Consider the following 21,868-nt stretch of genomic DNA (forward strand, 5'->3'; position numbering starts at 1 on the left):
ACAAATTAACAAGAGCTCATAAGTCACGCACCTTGGTAAGTGGAGAGTTTTTTTATTTGCGTGTAACTAGCCTGAATTCCAAAACAATTTCAGATATATATCACCTTCATGCATACCCTAATCAATCCATTTCCAGGAGTTCACTATGCACGAAAACAACTACTTTTTTGAAGGTCCTGTAACAGCTGACAGGGTACTCGACGCGGCCGCAGAAATCCTTGCAGCACGCGGCTTCAGAGGTGATCAATATTGTAATCCGAATGCGACAAAAGACTTCTTATCTTGCAAATTAGGTAGCTATGAGCGAGAGGTTTTTGCAGTAATGTTACTAGACAATCAACACCATATGCTGGACTTCAAAGAGCTGTTCTGGGGTACGATTGATTCAGCCAGTGTTTACCCTAGAGAAGTCGTCAAAGCCGTATTAAATGCCAACGCCGCAGCCGTGATTTTTGCTCATAATCACCCTTCCGGTGATGCCGAACCTTCACAGGCAGATCGACGGATCACGAAACGCTTACAAGATGCACTAGCTCTGATTGATGTTCGCGTTTTAGATCATATTGTTGTGGGGAAAGAGCCAGTGTCATTTGCTGAGCGGGGGTATCTATGACCCCTCCATTACTCCACCCACCACACCTAAAAATTGCACCAGAACTTTCTTCAGTGCTTACACGCCAACTTCATCGCGCCGACCATATAACCACCAAGCTTGCTATTAGCTTCAATCACCAAGACTATTTTCATACCCGTTTGGGGCCTCATCCAACAGAAATTCAACTGGAACGAAAACCGAAAGACAATCTCTGGCACTTATGCTTAATCGCAAGCTTTGCTTATGAAGAGCCGACATCAAGCAACCTTGATGTTGAGCTGTTATTCGACAGTATCAAGAGGCAATTCTACCAACCTGATATTGGCTACTGTGAGATAGAGCAACCAAAAGTCCAACTGCTCTTTCAAGCCTGGCAAAGCGCTTTCATTTCTCATCTCGATGACCAGCAATTCGATGAAATCAACCTCACCATCATGAAGTACCACATAGACACCACAGTTCACGTACTTTGTATTAAACCGTAAGGAGATTATCCATGGCCGCTATAAATCCAGTTATTGAGTTCACCCCATGTGCCCTGTCCGTTTCAGAAAAGCTACATACACTGATTACTCAAGAGCTAACAAAAGAAGGAACAGCCACCAGCTCACACATTACCTTGAATTTTAGAGATTCAAGCTATAGTGCTGAGAATGGTGGCTTTCATCCTGTCGAGATCGGTTTACAAAGGAACGGCGATGGTCATTTTGATATTCTCTACATCACCGATTTTGCCTTTATGGGTAACTATTACCCTGAGCTGGAACGCAGTCTGGATTTCGACTTTGGTAATCAAGTCGCGTTTACCATTGCAACCGGTTGGCAAAGCATCCAATCACCCGGTATAGATGACCTGTACCAATTGTGGGAGCGTAACTTTATCAGTTATGTGAACATGGGAGCCTTTGATGTAGTACAGATTAATCCTCAGTAACTCCCGTCAATCATTCCTTTCTTGATAATTCGCAACAACTCCTCTTATCTCACTAAGACACTTGCTCACCAATCCATCTTCCTGACAGGAAGACTAGCAAGCAATACTGTCTGAGCTAGATGAACTCGCATAACCTGATTGCTGTTCATCGCGCTCAGCAATTCTCTCTAAAATCCACTCCTGTACTTCACTCTCAACCCATGCAACAGCTCGCTCGCCTAACGAAACCGATTTAGGGAAGCGACCAACTGCCATTAATTTGTACACGCTGGCACGGCTAACACCAGTCATCTCAGTTACTTCTTTTTGTCGAATTAGTTTCATTTTTCATTCCTCATGAATTGTTCTTCATAAGGAGTTCCCGATCTGTAATTTTTACGCGCTCGATTCTTGAGCTATACATTCCCCTAAGGAAAATCACATGAACCAGCATGACAACCTATTACACATCATCACTCAAGCTGTTGAACAAGCTTCCCTGAGTAACCAAGCACGTACAGTACTGCTGCGTAACCTGGATCATCTTAAAAGCACACAACTCAACCTATTGATCACTGGTGCTACTGGAGCAGGTAAAAGCAGCACGATTAACGCTTTGTTCGATATGTCGATAGCTAAAGTAGGAACCGGATGCGATCCTCAAACATCAGTAATCACGAATTACACCTTGAACAACATGGTGCTTTGGGACAGCCCCGGATTAGGCGATGGGATAAAACAAGATCGCCGACATGCATCAGCGATTAAGCACAAATTACAAGAGAAGAACTTAGCAGGCGACCTACTAATCGATTTGGTTCTTGTCATCATCGATGGCAGTACAAGAGATTTAGGGACAGCAACCAAACTGATTAATGACGTCGTTATTCCTAATCTTGGCCAACACCCAGAACAACGGTTACTTATTGCCATTAATCAAGCCGACGTAGCACTCAAAGGGCCTCATGCTTGGGATCACCAGCACAATCGCCCCACACCACAAGCTGAACGCTTTCTTGATGAAAAGGTGTCATCAGTACAAGCGCGCATCAAAGAAGCCACAGGCGTCAATATTGCCCCTATCTACTACGTTGCTGGCTATACCGACGGCCAAGAGAAACAACGTCCATACAACCTCTCCAAGCTGCTGTTTTTAATTGTTGAACACTTACCAAAAAATAAAAGGGTAATCCTTGCCGATAGAACCCTATCGACGGAGAAAACCCACTGGTGCGATGACGATAAGCATATCGACTACAACAAAAAAACACGCGAGAGCTTTTGGGAAGCAATCGTTGATTCCACAACCAAAGGTGCAGATATCGGTGAAGAGGTAGGCATGCTATTTGGCACTGCCGGAGAAAAAGTGGGGAGATTTGTCGGCGGCATGTTTGGTGCCATATCTGGAGGGCTAAAGTACCTACTTGGCTTCTGAAGGTTAAAGCAATACCAGTTGTTCACATTGACAAGAAATCCGCTCTAAGGCTCATACAGTGCGCCTATGCCCACCATGTCAAAACAAACATTCCCCATATTTCCACCGCTCAATAATCATTGTTATTTAAAATCAGATAAATAGGACATACACATGCGAAAATTCATCATAGCCTCTGCCGCTCTCCTGTTATTCACAAGTACAGCAAATGCAGAAGGCTTTAAAGTCGAATTCAAAGACATCAATACGCAATGGGGTACAAAGACAAAGTTATTTGTTACTTCATTGTTCGATTCCGCAACAATCTACAAAGTTGATGTTAACCGTGGTAACTGTCAACTTGCTTGGCCAGAGATGCCAAAATTAACGATTAAGAAAAAGAAGTACGGCGCTGACGCTATGGATGAGATGATTAAGAATCATAAACAATCCTGATTATAAAAAGGAACATGAAATGTCGAAGTCCAATGGTGTTGTATGGCACGCTTATGAACCGGTAGATTTACAATACGGCCAATCTACAGGATATGTTACGACCACCAAATGTCGAATCCTTGAAATCGTAATATCATCCAGCGAGGGGGATTATCGATATATAGCTAATTAAACTTAAAAAAAGAAAGGTTGAACAAACCTTTCTTTTTTTTGCTTCTAACCAGATATGCTGAAGTTACCTTCTACTACTGCCAAAGTTTTTCAATCCACACTGAAACACCTTTGTTTGCACCTTGGCAAGATAACTAAGTCCTTTAAAACAGTTACCATAATCGTCACCATAAGAAATATTGTTTTTATTTATCCAATGTTCACATTTATCAGGAAAGTGAATACACCCATTAATTTCATGTGTTAAGCACTGTAATGAACTAGCCCAAGCTTGATGAATCATTGCTGATAAGTTCCCCTCTTCAGCTTTTATCTTACCATGAGTAAAATACACATCCTTATTTAAGAATATAGCCACATGATAATGCGGGTTGTCCGAGGTATCTTGCTCTTTAGCCCATACATACCTTAGATTACACATTCCTTGTTTATTCTTTCTATTCAAGTCGGCATCCATTTTTGCTTTTAGAGACTCAATAAATTTCGATATATGGTCAGAGTCATACGTGAAATACCCCTGAGGAAAACGCAAATCAAACCTTAAGACATACACTCTAGAGTACTCTTCTAGAGTTTTATCAAAAACATCTTTTGTTCTGTCCAAATACTGTTTAGCAAAAGGACCACACGTAGTTAGTACTGGAATTGAGTTATACTCAAATGATTCAAACAATGATAAGTTCGGATTAGTGAACAATCTTTTATGCATGTTAACCTCTATAATTAGTTTCTCTTCATAGAGGCATCTACTACTGTAATTTTATAAATGGATAAATTAACGTATTCTATAATTAGTTGATCTATATATTACTATCCCAACAATGTCCCTTTGATAATCCACCGCTTCAATGCAAGTGTTATTTAGCATTAGGCTTTACCATTCACGACCAATACACTCCCGAAAAACATCACACTAAAATCTATGTTCTGCAATCACACACTCGAACAAGAAGGTAGAATAACTCTACACAATTGCAGTGTCTACTGAGGTTCACGAAAGATATGCCACACAAAAAACGACAATAACCACTCCTTTTTGCTACTAGAGTCACATACAAAAGCCTCCCACCTACTACATAATCACTACATATAACAGACACATAAAAACATCACTAAAACATGAAAATCAAGACTGATGACTTAAGAAAAATTCGTTATTATGAAAAATTCTTTTCATTACTAGTAAATGGTGAGGTAAAAACATATGACAGTGCAGATATAGATTTCAGACTTGAAAACATAAACTCTTTAATAAATAAGCTAAATGAACTTAAAAAGTTTGACATTAAAAATGATTTACTTTCATTAAAAAGAGAAGTTGAGAAAAACCTCATACCAAATGATGAACTAAGTTGGATAAGCAAAAACAACCACAGATTATGTCATTTTATTTGGTCGTACTTTAGGTTAGCTAATAAAGGAAAAATAACGGAATTGATTGAATATGAACCAAATATATTTTCAGTCAAAAAAGAACCAATCCCTCTTATGGGGTTCTCAAGTATTTTTGGACTACATGATTTAAAAACCAATAACTCAATATATGAAACATTAAAGCTAAATAACAAACCAAACAGCATAGATAACATACATAATTTGATTGTGAATTATATTGATGACATCGAATTAGATATAAAATTAAAAACAAAACTAATAAATAATATTTATGCTATTTGGTTAGAAATAGAAAAAAAAGACAAACACTCTTGGATTGACAAAGAAAACATTAAACAATTAATATGGATAATTGATTACTTCCATAAAAACTCAATGTCAATTGACTTCATTCCTATACACTCTAACAGAGCTCAAATGTATTATGCTATCATTAGTGCTCTAGACTTATGGGATATTAATAGCAAGGCTATTTTCCAAGATATCGAGAAAAAATCATTTACTACAAAGATGAAGAAGTCATGGAAGCAAAAACAGTATAGAGATAGTCTAAACACAAATAGTATTAACTTAAGTAAAAAGGCTTTAGAACAATTAGACCTGCTATCAAAAAACCATTCAAAAAGCCATACAAAAACTTTAGAACTTATAATTAAAGAACAATATGAAAATATTATTTCCAAGTAATTACTTTGGGGATGGTTCTAGCCTCCCCAATTCTTAACGTAAAGATATTCGGTTATTAATCCACTCTTGTACTTCGCTTTCTACCCATCTAACTGAACGTTCACCAACAGAAATCCGCTGGGGAAATTTATTTTCACTTATATATTTATATATGGACGATCTTGATAAACTTGTTAGTGCAATGACCTCACGTAAAGTGATAAGTCTTATTGGTTCATTTTGCATGTCATTACCTCGCGGCTGATTGATATCTTCAGATCGGTAATATATGCCTGAGTGATTTTTGAATTGACTCAAAGTCCATGAAATCACATTAAGGGGTGATTTAATCTTACTTGGATTCAAGTACGAAGTGCGACACCTCTGAACGTAAAAACAGTGAGATGCGATAATCATGAAGTTTGCTCCCGCCAAGAAGTAAAAAAACATGAAATACACGCACCTCACTGAGAACGAAAGGTATATGATTTCTGCTCTCAGAAAGCAAGAAATTAGTACCGCTCAAATTGCTAAACAACTGGGCCGTCACAAAGCCACTATCTATCGAGAAATTGAACGTAACTGCCGTTACAACAGATTCTTCAATAGGTACTCGTATCAACCAAAACGAGCCCAACAAATGGCTCGCAATCGGCTAAGTCGTTCACGTAGAAATAAACGTTATAACGAACTCGACTTCAGACTGCCTGAAGCCTTGCTACGACTGGATTGGAGCCCTGAACAGATCGTCGGATATCTGAGAATGAGAGGCTACCCAACTATGAGCCATGAGCTCATTTATCAGCACATTTGGAATGACAAAGTTCTCGGGGGAACACTATGGAAACACCTACGGCAATCCACCAAGCAAAGGCGTAAGAGATATAACTCAAAAGACAGCCGAGGACGACTGGCAGCGAAGCGGCATATTACCGAAAGACCAACAACAGCAGAGCAAAGGAAAGAGCCTGGCCACTGGGAGATTGATACCGTCGTTGGCCGCGGAACCAAGCACTGTATCGTGACTTTAGTCGACAGAATGACTGGCTACACTTTTATCGGCCAAATGGACGACAGAACAAGCGAGTCACTCAACGTAAGAATGAGCAAGATCATGACTCGCTCTGACTTACCTTTTAAAACGATCACTGCAGATAATGGCACTGAATTTCACGGTTATGCACAACTAGAAAAATATCATAACTGTCTGTTTTACTTTGCGAATCCATACCACTCATGGGAACGAGGAACTAATGAAAACACCAATGGTTTGATACGGCAATACTTACCAAAACGAACTTCCATGTCACACGTAACACAGAAGCTCTGCAATGAAATTGCACACAAATTAAATACGCGCCCACGCAAAAGCCTTGGGTATAGAACACCAACGGAGTATATTCATGCGCATCTGTAAAAAGTGTCACACTTCAAACTTGATACTAAGTTACTTAATAAAGCTGGTGGAAAGCTGCTGTCCGGTGTTTTTCAAGGTTGTTGTCACTGATAATCAAGCAGCTTCTTTTTCTGGATTTAGGTGTAATGACTCCATACTCGATCTGAGACTTTGTCTCTTAAGACGTGACTAGATCGTACAGCCAGCATTGATGTTAGATGACGTAGTATTTTGAACAGCCTCAAGATCCCCACTCAAAAAGCAGGATACGTCATTATCTGAAATGAATAACACTACAAGTGTGTTATTCATTTGCCGCCTTGCCTGCAATAGCTTTAAGAATTTCACCACCATTAAGCCCTTGAAGTTCTTTATCTAGTCGTCGATCAAGAGCTTCAAGAGACAATTTTTCTGCCATTTCAGTGGCATCACGTGGCTTCATACCTTTATCTATAAATTCCACAACTAGATCATTATTCATACGAACAACTCCTTTCGCTGTGTTCTTGATACCATCTGTCACTTTGCTCATACCCCCCCCCATTAGTGAACAATATCAATAATTGTAGGCAATGATTGCTAATGTGTATGCTGAATATTACTAGAAGAACAAAAAACATTTATACCCAAATAGGAGTGCAGAGTGCCGAAGTATTGCCTCAATAGCATAACTCCAGGTATATCAAAATCATATGAACAGAATATGTATGTGAGCTTAATCTTACGAGCAAAGGGGCAAAAACTTGATAGAAGCCGTGATGGAATCTGTCAGCTTTGGTTACATCCCAAATCTTAGCCTGACAGATTAAATCTCAGCTAATGCAACTTAATACCAACGCAACTTAACACACATATGAGAAAATCACATTTGCCAAAGCTGGTGGATTAAATTTGTTACCAAAACCAACAAATTACCTTTAGTAGTACCAATAGTAGTATCTTAAAATCTGAACCAGATTGTATCTGTTTAATATCAACAAGTTAAAAATTAAGTTCAGATGACGCCAGCCCACCAAACGTTTGGAAAGGCCGCTAACTCAATGAGTTAGCGGCCTTTTTGTTTATCGTTATTACGTTTTTACCGTTTTGTACTAAACCAGGGTACTGAACCGGTGATATCTCCCCCAACAAGAAGATAGGACTGTGCCTACTCCTCACTCTTAGTGAATTATCCATTAACGCCAGCGATTAATGTCCCTCCAACACCTCCATCGCGCCTGAAGCCCGCTAGACACCGCCGATATGCTCCGGCGTGGTACAGATAAGTGAATGCTTCCTCTTTGCCAAAACAAACTAAACTTATTGCATATAAGTCTTCACCCGCGCCTGCTTTTACCTGAGAGCGGCGCACTCACCCAAGGAGGACATAATGGCTAGGTTATTCATCTTTAATTTCGACGGTACCTGTAACGCGCCTGACGATGCTGAACAAGAGGTCCAGGCTAATGGACGGATAGAAGACAACAGCATCACCAATACCCTCAAGTTTCATCTGCTGTGTGGCGGCTCGCTCGCCAGGCAAGGGCTCGGCTGGGAGGGCAGCAATCAACACTGCTACTATTTTGCCGGGGTCGGCACCTATGGCAATGCACTGCAAAAAACGTGGAACGCAATGTTCTCGCCGGAAGGATGCGATGTGAGGCATATTCTGCGCCGTGCGCTCAGCGAGTTCAGCCAAATCAACTTCGACCCTGATAAAGATATCATGCTGATCACCGGCTTCAGCCGCGGGGCCGCCCTCGCCCGGCGCTTTGCCAAACTGATCAGTGATCAGGTGGATAAACGCTGTATATATGAAGCGGTGTTTGACACGGTCGCCTCGATCAGCGCGCCGAATCTGAGCAAACGTGACAGGCCCCAGTCCGAGGTGGTATTTGAAGACCACTCCCTGCCTGAGAACGTGATTGCCGCGCTGCACCTTGTCTCGCTTGATGATAAGCGGCGAGCGTTTCAGCCGACGCTGATGAATCATGAAGATAAAGTCACCGAAGTGTGGTTTCCCGGTGCCCACGCCGATGTCGGCGGCGGCTATCAGAAAGACGGGCTGTCCGATGTAGCCATGCGCTTTTATCTCAACTGGATTGAGCGTGCCCCGTTTAGCGTCGATGTCCGCTCAGCCAAAGAAATCGACTACGCAACGGTGTTGCCGGAAGGGATTGATTATTCAATTGGCATTGATGACATCACGATTAACCCCAATTCACTGGGAGAGAACCACCAGCAAGATCGCTGGCTGCTGTTTGACTGGTTAACCCTGTGCGATCGCCTGTGCTGCGTGATTGAAAATGACAAAGTGTCCACACAACACCAGCCAATCGTCCACTGGTCAGTGGCCGAGCGTATTTACCACGATCAGGATTATCGCCCGAACTCGCTGAAACAGGTAAAACACCAGCTGATCTATCAAGACTTCGAACAAGTCCCCTGCTCCGGTATTCAGCAGCACATTGAACTGCCTCAGCAGCGCCTGACCGTACTGGCACCTGACGAAAGCAAAACCATCACCGTGTACGCCGCAGAAAAATACAACCGCAGCGGGGTGTTCCTCGAGGCAGGCAGAACCTATCAGTTTTCCGTCGCAGATGATGAGCAATGGTATGACGCCTCAATAGCCTGCTCAGCCGCCGGCTGGGACCGGGCTGACGTCGAGCTGGGGTTGAAAGAAGTCGCGATCACCACGCTGGAGCCCTTCCGCCGAGTTGCCGGTGCCGACTGGTTTACCCTGTGTGCCTCAATCGGCAGCCAGGACAAAGAGCTGTTTGAGATTGGCCTGTCGGCGCAATACACCCCCGCGACCTCCGGTGAACTGTGCCCGTTTGCCAATGACCTGGAGCGCTTTTATGGCAACAACCGCGGCAGCATCCGCTGCACCGTGACGCGGCTTGAATAACGGCGGAATAACAGGAGGACCACGATGGAAGAGCAAGAGCGCCAGTTCGCGCTGCAGACCATCACCCAGCGGTTGGTGATCTTTACCGGCAGTGTGCTGCTTTTGATCGCTCTGGGGCTGTATGTGGGGCTGACCCAGCGTACGGACAACTTATATGCAGAGCCCCATTGCCTGATTGAGAAAAGCGTCGAGCCAGATCGTTACCTTCTCGATTGCAGTCAGAACCCGGGTAAACCCCAAACCCAGGAGCGTTCGTACCTGGTGTTACTAGTGTTTGCCGCTGGGCTGCTGGGCGGGTTTGTCAGCATTCAGCAGCGACTGCCCAAAATCAGCGCCAAAGAGCTGTCGGTACTGTCGTCTTCATGGATTTCGGTGACGCTGATCCCGATCAACGGCGGGATCTTCGCCCTGGTACTGATGCTGAGCTTTGTCGGCGGGATCATTCAGGGCGAACTGTTTCCCGTCTACCACGACCTTAATATCGCTAATGCCGATGACTTTAGTGAGTGGTTAAAACGGGGCTATCCGGTCAGCGGTACCGATGTCGGCAAGCTACTGTTCTGGTCGTTTGTCTCCGGTTTTACCGAGCGTTTCGTGCCGCAGATCATTCGCAAAACCTCAGAGTCCGGAGCCGGTAATTCCTGACTTTGCCATACAGCATAAAAAGCCCCTCAATAGAGGGGCTTTCCTATGAACCTTCCCCCTATCCACTTCCAAACAATGCCCCTTCACCATTAGAAACAGTTGCATATTTAATTCAGTTGTTTGAGCTAAGGCACTGATTTGGAAAATAATAAATACTAATATTTGCGCTCTTTATATAAACAGGAAAAATGATAATGAAAAGAATACTTACGGTTGGGCTATTACTGATGACACTGGGCGGCTGTGCGACCGTACCAATGGCGTCAAATGAACAAGATGCAGAAGCAAAAGAGTTTCAGCTTCCACCTGAAGGTAAATCCGGACTTTATGTCTTCAGAGACTCGTTTGTCGGCAAAGCACTGAAAAAAACCATTCGAGTCGACGGTGAAGTTATCGGTGAATCAGCACCAGATGTGTTCTTCTACAAAGTAATTGATTCTGGTGAGCACGTGTTATCGACAGAATCAGAATTCAGCCCGAATGACCTCATCATTAACACAGAACCGAAGAAAAACTACTTCGTAGAAAATTATATCAAGATGGGTGTGTTTGTCGGTGGTGCCGGCTTGAAAGAAGTCAGCGAACAAGAAGGAATGGAGCGAGTTAAGAAGCTAAAACTCGCCCAGTAAATCTTATCTGGCAGCACCATTGTCGTGCTGCCATCCTCTTACTGATTCAATCACGCCTGAAGCGCTTGCTCCAGATCCGCCAGAATATCATCAATATGTTCGATACCTACCGACAAGCGGATCATCTCCGGTGAGACGCCGGCTTGTTTTTGCTCTTCGACACTCAACTGGCGGTGCGTGGTCGAAGCCGGGTGGCAGGCCAGCGACTTGGCATCACCAATATTCACCAGGCGCTTGAAGATCTTCAGCGCATCGTAAAAACGCACCCCGGCGTCATAACCGTCTTTCAGGCCGAATGACAAAATGGCCGAAGGCTTGCCGCCCATGTATTTTTCGGCCAGTGGATAATACGGAGACTCCGGCAAACCAGCGTAGCTGACCCAGCTGACTTTGTCGTGCTGGCTGAGGTATTGCGCTACTTTAAGCGCATTTTCGGTGTGACGCTCCATGCGCAGCGACAAAGTTTCCAGCCCTTGCATTAACATAAAGGCGTTCATTGGCGACAAGGCCGAGCCGGTGTTTCGCAGTGGCACAGTACGTGCTCGGCCGATAAAGGCGGCGTCACCAAAGGCTTCGGTGTACACCACACCATGGTATGACGGCTCTGGCTGGTTAAGTACCGGGAAACGATCTTTGTGCTGCGCCCACGGGAACTTACCGGAATCAACAATGATCCCACCGAGCGTGGTGCCATGACCACCCACATACTTCGTTAATGAGTGCACGACGATGTCGGCACCAAATTCAATCGGCTTACACAAGACCGGGGTTGCCACCGTATTATCGACGATCACCGGTACGCCTTGCGCATGGGCCAGTTCAGCAACGCGGGCCAAATCAATGATATTGCCCGCCGGGTTACCGATGCTCTCGCAGTATACCGCTTTGGTCTTGTCATCAATCAGCTCGGCGAGGCTTTCTGGTTTATCGTCCTTGGCGAAACGGACCTCGATGCCCTGGCTCGGCAACATATGGGCAAACAGGGTATAAGTACCACCATATAGCTGCGGGGTGGAAACAATATTGTCACCTGCCTGCGCCAGAGTCAGGATCGCATAGTTGATCGCGGCGCTGCCGGCACTGACCACCAGCCCGGCAATCCCGCCTTCCAATGCTGCCATGCGTTTTTCCAGCACATCATTGGTCGGGTTCATGATCCGGGTGTAAATGTTGCCCGGAACTTCGAGGTTAAACAGATCGGCACCATGCTGGGCGTTATCGAATTCATACGCCACGGTTTGATAAATCGGCGTCGCCACCGATTTGGTGGTTGGGTCAGTTTCGTAACCAAAATGGATCGAGAGCGTTTCGTCTTTCATGTGTCTTCCCTGAACGTTAAATGAGATAAGAGGTTCTTATCATGCCGTTTTTTTCTCCAAAGTGCACCAGTGTTGCTCACACCCGGCTCAAATTCTGCTGACCAGCCTGCTCTGCTTATGCCGTGTGGGATCTGGGACGCTTATCGCTGCACCTGTTGTAGTAGCCAGCAGCGAAAGCGCTCAGTCGCGTCATTGCTGCGGTTGGTGATCAGGAAATAGCCGGCGTTGGCGCTGATCGGCCGGAAGGGAGAAACCAGCCGGCCGCTATCCAGCTCGTCTTCAATCAGTGCCATCCGCGCCATCGCGATTCCCACGCCCGCTTCGGCGGCCGACATCGCCATATCGGTGCGGTTAAAAAAATGGCCATGTTCGGTTTTAAAATCCAGCCCCATTTCTGAGGCCCAGTATAACCACTCATAATCACGCGGCGCCTGCTCCCACGGCATCGCATCATGCAAGAGCGTCACTTCCTGCCACTGTTCTGTCGTCGCTTTGGGAGCTTTTAACCACCCATGTTCCTCAAGGTATTTAGGACTCACGACCGGCAGAAGCTGCTCATCAACAATCAGCTCTGCGCCCTTATCCCGATAGGGATGCAGACCGTAATCAATTGCGACGTCATAGTCTTTCAGCTCACTGTTTACCAATGCGCCTTCAGCAAAAATGTGTACTTGCAGATCCGGATTTTCAAGGTGGAAACTTTCCAGCCTCGGCACCAGCCACTTAAAGGCAAACGACGGGGTCAGCTTAAGGCGAATTTCATTGCTTGCCCCGTCTGGCTGCAACTGGCTTAGCACTTTATCCAGCTCAGAAAAATGGTAGAACACCGCCTGATGTAACTGCGCCCCTTTTGCCGTCAGGCGGATCCCCCGCGAATGGCGTTCAAATAAAGTAAAACCAAGCATTGATTCCAGCTGAAGGATTTGCTGACTGATCGCCCCGGTGGTGAGGTGCAACGCCTTCGCCGCGCTGGTCAGGCTGGAGTGCTCAGCCACCCGGGTGAATAAGCACAAACTACTGGCCATACTGCTCTTCATCTTCCCACCTTATAGTTTTACTAAACACAGGGTGCAATATTTATCGATTGTTAATAAAAGGTAAAGAATTCACACTCACTTTATTACAAAAATGAGGAGTCAGTAATGGAAGTCATCGTATTAGGCAGTGGCGTGATTGGCTTAACCTCCGCCTGGTATCTCTCAAAGGCTGGTTATCAGGTCACCGTCATCGATCGCCAGCCAGACAGCGCTTTAGAAACCAGTTTTGCCAATGCCGGCCAGATCTCCTACGGCTATTCTTCTCCCTGGGCCGCCCCCGGGATCCCGTTAAAAGCGCTCAAGTGGTTAACCGAAGAACATGCGCCACTAAAAATAAAACCAACCCTTAGCAGTGATCTGATCAGGTGGGCCTCACAAATGGTGGCCAACTGCACTTTATCCCGCTATCAAGTCAATAAAGCGCGCATGCTGGCCATCGCCAACCACAGCCGGGTATGCCTCGAGCAACTACGCCAGGAGCATGCCATCAGCTATCAGGGCCGCCAGCTCGGCACCCTGCAGGTATTCCGCTCTGAGCAGCAACTGGACGCGATCAAAAAAGACATGCAGCTGCTGGAACAAAGCGGGACACGCTTTCAACTGATGGACGTTCAACAATGTCTTGAACAGGAGCCGGCACTGGCGCTGGTCGCCGACAAGCTGGTCGGCGGCCTGTACCTGCCGGACGATGAAACCGGTGACTGCCACCTGTTCTGCCAGCAGCTGACGGAGCTGGCAAAAACCCATGACGTCCGGTTTGAATTTGGCACCGAAGTGACTAATTGGGTTACCGCAGGCAAAAAGGTCACCGGTGTCCAAACCAACCGTGGATTGTTTAACGCCGACCAGTTTGTCGTGGCGGCAGGCAGTTATTCCACAGCCCTGCTGGGCCAGCTTGATATCCGCTTGCCGGTCTACCCGGTCAAGGGCTACTCGCTGACGGTACCGATCGAAAACCAACAGTATGCCCCGCGCTCAACCGTGATGGACGAAACCTACAAAGTCGCCCTTACCCGCTTTGATGACCGCATCCGGGTGGCCGGTACCGCAGAGCTGGCTGGTTTTGACCCGTCATTACCACAAAAGCGGACCAACACCATCGAAATGGTACTGCGTGATCTTTTTCCCCGCAGTGCTGACTTCAGCCAGAGCGAATTCTGGACCGGTTTCCGGCCAATGACCCCGGATGGCACCCCGATCATTGGCCAAACGCCGTATCAGAACCTGTTTACCAATACCGGGCACGGCACTCTGGGCTGGACCATGGCATGCGGTTCCGGTCATTTACTGGCTGACCTGATGGCTGGCAGCACACCTTTGGTCAGTGCCCCGGCCGAGTTCAGCCTGTCCCGCTATCAACGGGCCTGAGAGGCTCCATCGGCAGATGCAGAGGATTACTCTAATTGATGCACATTCATCAGCACAAAGGAAAAAACGGAATCTAAGACAAAACGCCTAAGACAAGATGCGCTCATTTGCATAAAAACCACACAGAACACATTTTAGACAGCAAATATGGCCAAAAACACTTTTAACATCTTTTTATCATTCTGTGCCTGACATCACGTAGTGAGGAATTTTACACCAAAAAAATTAACAAATACATTACAAAATTGATAATGTATTGCACACAAAACAACCACAGCGACCATCAACCTAACATACCTAACAAACACAACTAACAGGGAAAAACTCATGCAGTCATTAGTTGATTTTCTAAACGGAATTATCTGGAGCCCGGTGCTGATCTATCTGTGCCTGGGGGCCGGGCTGTTCTACTCGGTCATGACGCGCTTTGTCCAAGTCCGTCACTTCTTCGAAATGTGGCGCCTGCTGTTATCCGGCAAGAGTTCGACAAAAGGCATCTCCTCTTTCCAGGCACTGGCGGTATCACTTTCCGGCCGTGTCGGTACCGGTAATATTGCCGGGGTCGCCGCGGCTATCGGCTTTGGTGGCCCGGGCGCGGTATTCTGGATGTGGGTCGTCGCGTTTTTCGGCGCAGCAACGGCGTACGCAGAATCGACACTGGCCCAGATCTATAAAGAAGAAGACGAAGGCGAGTTCCGCGGTGGCCCGGCTTACTACATAGAAAAAGCCATGGGACAGAAATGGTACGCCTGGATTTTCGCCATTGCCACGATCTTTGCGTGTGGTGTCCTGCTGCCGGGTGTTCAGTCGAACAGTATCGGTAACGCCGTCGAGGCTGCCTTTGGCAGCGGTGACATGATTGAAACCGCGATCGGAACCTTCAGTTTCGCTAAAATTTTTACCGGTACGGTTGTGTGTGTCATTCTGGCTTTCATCATCTTCGGCGGGGTAAAACGGATTGCCAACTTTACCCAGATCGTGGTGCCGTTTATGGCGCTGGCTTACATCGTCACGGCATTTATTATTATCCTGCTCAACATCGGTGAGGTACCGCGCATCTTCGCCATGATCGTCGGTGACGCGTTTACCCCAATGGCCGGAGTCGGCGCAGCCATCGGCTGGGGTGTGAAACGGGGGGTCTACTCAAACGAGGCCGGTCAGGGTACGGGCCCTCACGCTGCAGCCGCGGCGCACGTAGAGCATCCGGCACAACAAGGTCTGGTACAATCCTTTTCTATCTACATCGATACGCTACTGGTTTGTTCAGCAACCGCGTTTATGATCCTGATCACCGGTGCGTACAACGTAAACGGCGCGGTTGAAGGCACATTCCTGGTGCAAAACCTGCCAGCGGACATCGGTGCTAACGGACCAGTTTTCACGCAAATGGCCATTGAAAGTGCCTTACCGGGCGTCGGCAAGCCGTTCATCGCGGTTGCGCTGTTCTTCTTTTCCTTCACCACTATCCTCGCCTACTACTACATTGCCGAAACCAACATTGCCTACATTCGCCGTACTTTTAAGGTGGAAGGCCTGATGTTTATCCTCAAACTGGTGATCCTGTCTGCGGTATTTTACGGCACGGTTAAAACCGCTAATCTGGCGTGGGCAATGGGTGATGTCGGGGTTGGCCTGATGGCATGGCTGAACATTGTCGGGATTGTGATCATCTTCTTCATGTCCAAGCCAGCATTAAAAGCGTTAGCGGATTATGAAGCGCAACAACAGCAGGGCGTCACAGAATTTACCTTCAATCCTGTTAAACTAGGCATTAAAGGCGCTGATTACTGGGAAGAGAAATACAAGCGTAAAACCAGTAAAGCCCCAACGGCCGAAGGTGAAACCCCGGAAGCCATTGAGCAACCTTCTACTTAAGATTGCTCACCACCATCGGGTTGGATGGTATAAAAAATAAGAAAAAGCAGTGGCCCACGCCGTAAGGATGGTTGGGCATTCAGAAAGGGTTAACCGTGGGTTAACCCTTTATTTTTATTTAGAATCGTGCGTCAGCCCCGCTGAACTTGTTGCCCATCTGCTGCTATGCTATGGGTATCTTCTCCAGCAAGCGGGAGCCGTTATGCGAACCGGTGGTGGGTTACCCTCAATCAAGGCTCTGCGCACTTTTGTCGCGGTCGCCAATCATCTGAGCTTTTCCAGAGCCGCCGATGAACTGTGTGTCACTCAGGGCGCGGTAAGCAAACAGATCGCCAGCCTGGAACAACAACTGGGTCAGGCATTGGTCAAACGTGGGCTCAATGGCATCGAGCTGACCTCAGAAGGGCTCCGTTATCTACCGGAAGTGACACAGGCGCTAGAAATGCTCCAGCATGCCACGGCCAGCCTGCTTCAGAGTGATACCGACCAAGAACGGCTGGTGATTGATGTCACCCCATCATTTGCCAGTTTATGGCTGGTGCCGCACCTGGATGACTTCCAGCAGCGCTACCCTCTGATCCGGGTTGAAGTGCGCACCGGAGATGGCCCAGTCCTGCACAACAACCATGAGTTTGACCTCAGCGTACGCTGCTTACCGCTTTCAGCGCACTATGAGCACGCCCGGCTGCTGTGTGAAGAGCGATTAGTCCTGATTGGTCCGCCTACTATGCCAGAGCGATACGCGATCACGGATTACCCGTTCATCCCGCAAACCACCCGGCCGCAATTATGGGAGCAGTTCAAGCAGGAACAAAGTTTTACCCAGCAGGTGGGATACCAACCGGTGGGCTTTGAACATTTTTACCTGTCACTGGAAGCCGTCAAACGAGGTAAGGGTTTAGCGCTGCTGCCTGACTTCATGACCCAGGCCGCGATTGCACAGGCGCAGGTCACCCACGTGCAAAACCTCAGCATGCAAAGTCACTACGGCTACTATGTGATTGTCCCCAATCATCGCCTGGCGGCGCGCAAGGTTTACTGGTTTCATGAATGGCTCAAGCAAAAACTAACCATATAAACAAACACTTAGTTATATGAAGTCGTTTCTGGCTAAGTTCAAAAAGTGCGGGTGAACGGGGTTCAGTTTCTCCCCTTCCCCCCAGTATACTGAGTAGGCTTATACTATATCTAACGGCTAAACGGATACCACACTATGGACAGTACGACACCAAGACTCTCGTTACGCACGATTGAACCTACCGACTACCCAGAACTCGCCGAACTGATGGATCTGGTGTTTCATGATGTCGGTGGCTCCTGGCCGCGCATCACCATCATGGACCTGATCCACCAGTTCCCGGACGGGCAGATCTGTATCGAAGACAACGGTAAGATCGTCGGCGCCGCATTGACCATCAAAGTGGATTACAATCGTTTATCCCTGCCGCACTTATATACCGACATCATCACTGAAAATAACGTGATTCAGAATCAGGTCACCGGTGATGCGATGTATGGTCTTGATGTGTTTGTCCACCCTGATTACCGCGGCCTACGCTTAGGCCGCCGCCTGTACGATGCGCGTAAAGAGCTGTGCCGAAGCAAGAATTTTAAAGCCATCCTGGCCGGTGGGCGGATCCCCAATTACCACAAATACGCCGATAAACTTACCGTGGCCGAGTACATTAACAAAGTGAAGCGCCGAGAGCTGCACGATCCTATCCTTTCGTTCCAACTCGCCAATGACTTTGACGTGAAACGGATCATGCGTGGCTACCTGCCGGAAGACAATGCCTCATGTGGTTACGCGACACTGCTGGAGTGGGATAACTTCTTTTATGAAGAGGACATCATATCAGTTCACGATGTTGAAAAAACTCTGATCCGTATCGGCGTAGTACAGTGGCAGATGCGTGCGATGAATGATCTCGAAGACTTAATCGACCAGGCGGAATTTTTTGTCTCTTCCCTGGCCAACTACAAAGCCGACTTTGCCCTGTTTCCCGAGTTTTTCAACGCACCATTGATGGGGCTGCAAAAAGATCAGAACTCAGTCGAAGCAATTCGTTTCCTCGCCAGTTTCTCCGAGGAAATAAAAAACCGTTTCTCTCAGATGGCCGTGACCTACAATATCAACATCATTGCCGGCAGCATGCCAGTGATCGAAAACGATAAACTTTACAATGTCTCTTACCTGCTGCAACGTGACGGCGAGATCAACGCCCAATATAAAATCCATATCACCCCACATGAACAGAAAGACTGGGTGATCGATGGTGGTGACAACGTCAAAGTATTTGAAACCGATGCCGGTAAGGTGGGTATTCTGATCTGCTACGACAGTGAATTTCCTGAGCTCGGCCGCATGATGGCCGAGCAAGGGGTACAGATCCTGTTTGTCCCGTTCTGGACAGATACCAAAAACGGCTATCAGCGCGTGCGGATCTGCGCTCAGGCACGGGCAATTGAAAATGAGTGCTATGTCGCCATCGGAGGCAGCGTGGGGAACTTACCACGAGTGGACAACGTTGATATCCAGTACGCCCAGTCTGCGGTATTTTCACCCTCGGATATTTACTTTCCCCATGATGCGACGCTGACCGAAGCCAGTGCCAATACCGAAATGATCATTTTCGCCGATGTTGACCTGACTAAGTTAAAACAACTGAACATGGAAGGCTCAGTTACGAACCTGCGTCACCGCCGCCTCGATATCTACGGCGGTTTGACCCGAGCCAAATCGCAAGATTCGTCACGCTAAGCAGCATAACTCCTGCCTGTGGGCGGAGTGAATACAAGGGGAAGCGATTGGAACAGATCAATGAACTGCTGATGTCGATGAAACCGCTACTGGAGCAGTATGGCTATATGGCACTGGTGGTGAGCATCTTTCTCGAAGGCTTAGGCGTGCCGATGCCGGGCCAGTCACTGATGATCACCGCCTCCCTGCTGGCCTCGGAACAAGTCATGGACCTTACCGCAGTGATGCTGGTGTCCTGGTTAAGTTGTTTCTTTGGTAACAGCTGTGGTTATCTGCTCGGGTTCTATTTTGAAGGCTGGCTGGACAGAAAAGGCTATATTTCCGGCAAAAAAATGCGCAGGCTGCAAAGCGCGATTCAACAATACGGCCCTACGTGCCTGGTCATCAGCCGCTTTATTGAAGGGATGAAACAGTTCATGCCACTCGCCTGTGGCATTGCCAAAATGAAGCGCAAAGATTTTCTGCTCGGCAATGCCCTCGCCACCACCATCTGGGTTGGCGTGTTCGGCTTGCTGACCCACTATGCATTTCGCTATCTCAGCCAGCTCAGTACCTTGTACACAGAGCATCGCTACTTGGTATGGGTGGCGGCGGCCTGTGCATTCGCCCTGCTGGTGGCCGGCCTGATCAAACGCAAGCGAAAACGCAGAAAAGCCTCACGCCACCGCTAATGCCCGCGGGCGGTGATGGGGGCGGTTGCTGCCCCATATTATACGCATCCGGCCCTATATCACTCCAGACATTTAGACGTCTAGACGTTGACAATCGCCGGCGATACGATTAGTCTGCACCACTTTCATTGTCAAAGCTGTCGTTTGCATGTCCGAAAATACCCATCAATCAAAAAATACTACTCCCTCAGCTGCAGCACTGCTTCCGCTGCTGATCTTTCTCGCCTTGTTTATCGGTGTCGGCACCTACCTGACATTACAGGGGGTTGAATTCGCGTTTTACCAGCTACCGGCTCCTATCGCAGCGCTGCCTGCGGTGATTGTCGCGTTATTGCTGAGCAAAGATTCGCTCAACCGCTCAATTGAACATTTTATGCGCGGTGTCGGCCATCAGGACATCATCGCGATGTGCATGATCTACCTGCTTGCCGGCGCGTTTGCTGCGGTGGCTAAGGCCTCTGGCGGCGTCGATGCCACCGTCAACCTTGGCTTGTCGGCCATTCCGACTGCGATGATCCTGCCTGGCCTGTTCCTGATCTCGGCGTTCATTGCCACCGCAATGGGCACCTCGATGGGCACGATTGCTGCGGTCGCCCCTGTCGCTCTAGGGATTGCCGAGTCAGCGGGAATGAACCTGCCCCTCACCGCCGGTGTGGTACTGAGCGGTGCGATGTTTGGTGACAACCTGTCGATCATCTCCGATACCACCATTGCAGCTACCCGTTCACAGGGCTGTGAAATGAAAGACAAGTTCCGTGAAAATATCCGTATTGCGCTGCCGGCGGCAGTGTGTGCATTACTGATTTTTGCCTTCAACAGCACCGCCAGCCAAACACCACAAACCGGACCGATTGAGTGGTTCAAAGTCCTGCCTTACGTAACAATCCTGGCGCTTGCCGTTTCCGGCATTAATGTGTTTGTCGTCCTGACCATCGGGATCCTGCTGGCCGGCAGCGTCAGCCTGTTCACGGTCGATGGCTATTCACTGACCAACCTCGGCCAGGAGATTTATACCGGCTTTGGCAATATGCAGGAAATCTTCTTGTTGTCGATGCTGATTGGCGGATTGAGTGAACTGATGCGTCGTCAGGGCGGGTTAGCGTTCTTGACCAATCTGGTCAGCCGCACCATTCGCATGTTTGGCTCTACCCACTCACAACATGCCAATAGCCGTGCCAGTGAACTGGGTATCGCCGGTCTGGTGGCGATGGTAAACACCTGCACCGCGAATAACACTGTGGCGATCATTGTCTCCGGCAGCGTGGCACGCCAGCTGGCAGAAGAAAACGCCATTACGCCGCGCCGCTCAGCCAGCCTGCTGGATATTTTCTCTTGTGTGATGCAGGGAATTTTGCCTTACGGTGCCCAAGTGCTGTTACTCGGCTCGGTGTTCAACCTGTCACCACTGGAAGTGGTCGCTAATTCTTACTACTGCTTTGCCCTGGCCGTCGCCGCCGTGGTGGCTGTGTTTGTCAAACACCCGCAACGCAAGCTGGTGGCACAAAGTAACGCCTGACAACCACTCACTAAGGGCTCCGTACGGTGTAATGCATGTAAGTTAAGATAACTTAACGCTTTTTTGGAGGCCTAGTCGCATAGCGACTAGGCCTTTTCTTTACTGCTCTTGGGTAGCTTCTTTCTCTTCTCTCCGGCAGGGTAAAACTCTC

22 protein-coding genes are annotated in these 21,868 nt (G+C 47.6%); 16 read left to right on the top strand and 6 right to left on the bottom strand.

Annotation, left to right across the window (positions count from 1 at the left end; translation table 11 throughout):
* The first annotated feature begins 145 nt into the window (after positions 1–145).
* From radC to P2G85_RS15230, 3 genes are read left to right on the top strand one after another with little or no spacing between them, the layout of a single operon-like run.
* On the top strand, positions 146–613 hold the full coding sequence (gene radC / locus P2G85_RS15220; RefSeq protein ID WP_275864915.1) for a DNA repair protein RadC: 468 nt from the start codon (positions 146–148) through the stop codon (positions 611–613).
* Positions 610–1,080 (top strand): DUF2787 family protein, encoded by a 471-nt coding sequence (locus P2G85_RS15225; protein ID WP_275864916.1) that lies wholly within the window; start codon positions 610–612, stop codon positions 1,078–1,080. The genes radC and P2G85_RS15225 overlap by 4 nt, the downstream gene beginning before the upstream one ends.
* A gap of 11 nt (positions 1,081–1,091) precedes the next feature.
* On the top strand, positions 1,092–1,529 hold the full coding sequence (locus tag P2G85_RS15230; protein ID WP_275864917.1) for a DUF2787 domain-containing protein: 438 nt from the start codon (positions 1,092–1,094) through the stop codon (positions 1,527–1,529).
* A 93-nt stretch (positions 1,530–1,622) separates the two neighbouring features.
* On the opposite strand, the gene P2G85_RS15235 is transcribed toward P2G85_RS15230, so the two are convergent.
* The gene (locus P2G85_RS15235) at positions 1,623–1,853 is read right to left on the bottom strand and encodes an AlpA family transcriptional regulator (RefSeq protein WP_025546253.1); all 231 of its coding nucleotides are present in this window, start codon (positions 1,851–1,853) and stop codon (positions 1,623–1,625) included.
* 97 nt (positions 1,854–1,950) lie between these two features.
* Here P2G85_RS15235 and P2G85_RS15240 point away from each other — a divergent pair, with 97 nt between their 5' ends.
* Both P2G85_RS15240 and P2G85_RS15245 read left to right on the top strand, forming a co-directional pair.
* Positions 1,951–2,943 (top strand): GTPase, encoded by a 993-nt coding sequence (locus P2G85_RS15240; RefSeq protein WP_275864918.1) that lies wholly within the window; start codon positions 1,951–1,953, stop codon positions 2,941–2,943.
* Positions 2,944–3,096: 153 nt separating this feature from the next.
* Entirely contained in the window at positions 3,097–3,378 is a 282-nt protein-coding gene (locus tag P2G85_RS15245; protein WP_275864919.1) for a hypothetical protein, read from the top strand.
* A 235-nt stretch (positions 3,379–3,613) separates the two neighbouring features.
* On the opposite strand, the gene P2G85_RS15250 is transcribed toward P2G85_RS15245, so the two are convergent.
* Positions 3,614–4,258, bottom strand: a complete 645-nt coding sequence (locus tag P2G85_RS15250; protein ID WP_275864920.1) for an inovirus Gp2 family protein — start codon at positions 4,256–4,258, stop codon at positions 3,614–3,616.
* 410 nt (positions 4,259–4,668) lie between these two features.
* On the opposite strand from P2G85_RS15250, the gene P2G85_RS15255 reads away from it, so the two are divergent.
* Positions 4,669–5,631, top strand: a complete 963-nt coding sequence (locus tag P2G85_RS15255; protein WP_275864921.1) for a hypothetical protein — start codon at positions 4,669–4,671, stop codon at positions 5,629–5,631.
* A 33-nt stretch (positions 5,632–5,664) separates the two neighbouring features.
* On the opposite strand, the gene P2G85_RS15260 is transcribed toward P2G85_RS15255, so the two are convergent.
* Positions 5,665–5,856 (bottom strand): AlpA family transcriptional regulator, encoded by a 192-nt coding sequence (locus tag P2G85_RS15260; RefSeq protein ID WP_275864922.1) that lies wholly within the window; start codon positions 5,854–5,856, stop codon positions 5,665–5,667.
* Positions 5,857–6,058: 202 nt separating this feature from the next.
* Between P2G85_RS15260 and P2G85_RS15265 the strand changes: the two genes are divergently transcribed.
* Positions 6,059–7,027 (top strand): IS30 family transposase, encoded by a 969-nt coding sequence (locus P2G85_RS15265; RefSeq protein ID WP_275864923.1) that lies wholly within the window; start codon positions 6,059–6,061, stop codon positions 7,025–7,027.
* 283 nt (positions 7,028–7,310) lie between these two features.
* Here P2G85_RS15265 and P2G85_RS15270 read toward each other — a convergent pair whose 3' ends face one another.
* The gene (locus tag P2G85_RS15270) at positions 7,311–7,538 is read right to left on the bottom strand and encodes a hypothetical protein (protein ID WP_238856758.1); all 228 of its coding nucleotides are present in this window, start codon (positions 7,536–7,538) and stop codon (positions 7,311–7,313) included.
* Positions 7,539–8,375: 837 nt separating this feature from the next.
* On the opposite strand from P2G85_RS15270, the gene P2G85_RS15275 reads away from it, so the two are divergent.
* The 3 genes from P2G85_RS15275 to P2G85_RS15285 all read left to right on the top strand — a co-directional run bounded on the left by P2G85_RS15275 (position 8,376) and on the right by P2G85_RS15285 (position 11,170).
* A complete protein-coding gene (locus P2G85_RS15275) occupies positions 8,376–9,896 on the top strand; it encodes a DUF2235 domain-containing protein (protein ID WP_275864924.1) in 1,521 nt (506 codons plus the stop codon).
* A 24-nt stretch (positions 9,897–9,920) separates the two neighbouring features.
* Positions 9,921–10,541 (top strand): hypothetical protein, encoded by a 621-nt coding sequence (locus P2G85_RS15280; RefSeq protein ID WP_275864925.1) that lies wholly within the window; start codon positions 9,921–9,923, stop codon positions 10,539–10,541.
* Between the two features lie 194 nt (positions 10,542–10,735).
* Complete coding sequence (locus tag P2G85_RS15285) at positions 10,736–11,170, top strand: DUF2846 domain-containing protein (RefSeq protein WP_275864926.1); 435 nt, start codon at positions 10,736–10,738, stop codon at positions 11,168–11,170.
* A 50-nt stretch (positions 11,171–11,220) separates the two neighbouring features.
* Here P2G85_RS15285 and P2G85_RS15290 read toward each other — a convergent pair whose 3' ends face one another.
* Together P2G85_RS15290 and P2G85_RS15295 are read right to left on the bottom strand one after the other, a co-directional pair.
* Complete coding sequence (locus P2G85_RS15290; RefSeq protein ID WP_275864927.1) at positions 11,221–12,489, bottom strand: aminotransferase class V-fold PLP-dependent enzyme; 1,269 nt, start codon at positions 12,487–12,489, stop codon at positions 11,221–11,223.
* Positions 12,490–12,629: 140 nt separating this feature from the next.
* Positions 12,630–13,526: a LysR substrate-binding domain-containing protein gene (locus P2G85_RS15295; RefSeq protein WP_275864928.1), complete on the bottom strand. Its 897-nt coding sequence runs from the start codon at positions 13,524–13,526 to the stop codon at positions 12,630–12,632.
* A 105-nt stretch (positions 13,527–13,631) separates the two neighbouring features.
* Here P2G85_RS15295 and P2G85_RS15300 point away from each other — a divergent pair, with 105 nt between their 5' ends.
* The 6 genes from P2G85_RS15300 to P2G85_RS15325 all read left to right on the top strand — a co-directional run bounded on the left by P2G85_RS15300 (position 13,632) and on the right by P2G85_RS15325 (position 21,717).
* Complete coding sequence (locus P2G85_RS15300) at positions 13,632–14,894, top strand: D-amino acid dehydrogenase (protein WP_275864929.1); 1,263 nt, start codon at positions 13,632–13,634, stop codon at positions 14,892–14,894.
* A gap of 327 nt (positions 14,895–15,221) precedes the next feature.
* Positions 15,222–16,769: an alanine/glycine:cation symporter family protein gene (locus P2G85_RS15305; protein WP_275864930.1), complete on the top strand. Its 1,548-nt coding sequence runs from the start codon at positions 15,222–15,224 to the stop codon at positions 16,767–16,769.
* Positions 16,770–16,971: 202 nt separating this feature from the next.
* Entirely contained in the window at positions 16,972–17,847 is an 876-nt protein-coding gene (locus P2G85_RS15310) for a LysR family transcriptional regulator (protein WP_275864931.1), read from the top strand.
* Between the two features lie 135 nt (positions 17,848–17,982).
* On the top strand, positions 17,983–19,530 hold the full coding sequence (locus tag P2G85_RS15315; RefSeq protein ID WP_275864932.1) for a bifunctional GNAT family N-acetyltransferase/carbon-nitrogen hydrolase family protein: 1,548 nt from the start codon (positions 17,983–17,985) through the stop codon (positions 19,528–19,530).
* A 71-nt stretch (positions 19,531–19,601) separates the two neighbouring features.
* Positions 19,602–20,201, top strand: a complete 600-nt coding sequence (locus P2G85_RS15320; RefSeq protein ID WP_275864935.1) for a DedA family protein — start codon at positions 19,602–19,604, stop codon at positions 20,199–20,201.
* Positions 20,202–20,349: 148 nt separating this feature from the next.
* Complete coding sequence (locus tag P2G85_RS15325) at positions 20,350–21,717, top strand: Na+/H+ antiporter NhaC family protein (RefSeq protein ID WP_275864933.1); 1,368 nt, start codon at positions 20,350–20,352, stop codon at positions 21,715–21,717.
* Positions 21,718–21,868: the final 151 nt, after the last annotated feature.

Source organism: Vibrio sp. CAU 1672, from assembly GCF_029223195.1.
Classification (GTDB): domain Bacteria; phylum Pseudomonadota; class Gammaproteobacteria; order Enterobacterales; family Vibrionaceae; genus Vibrio.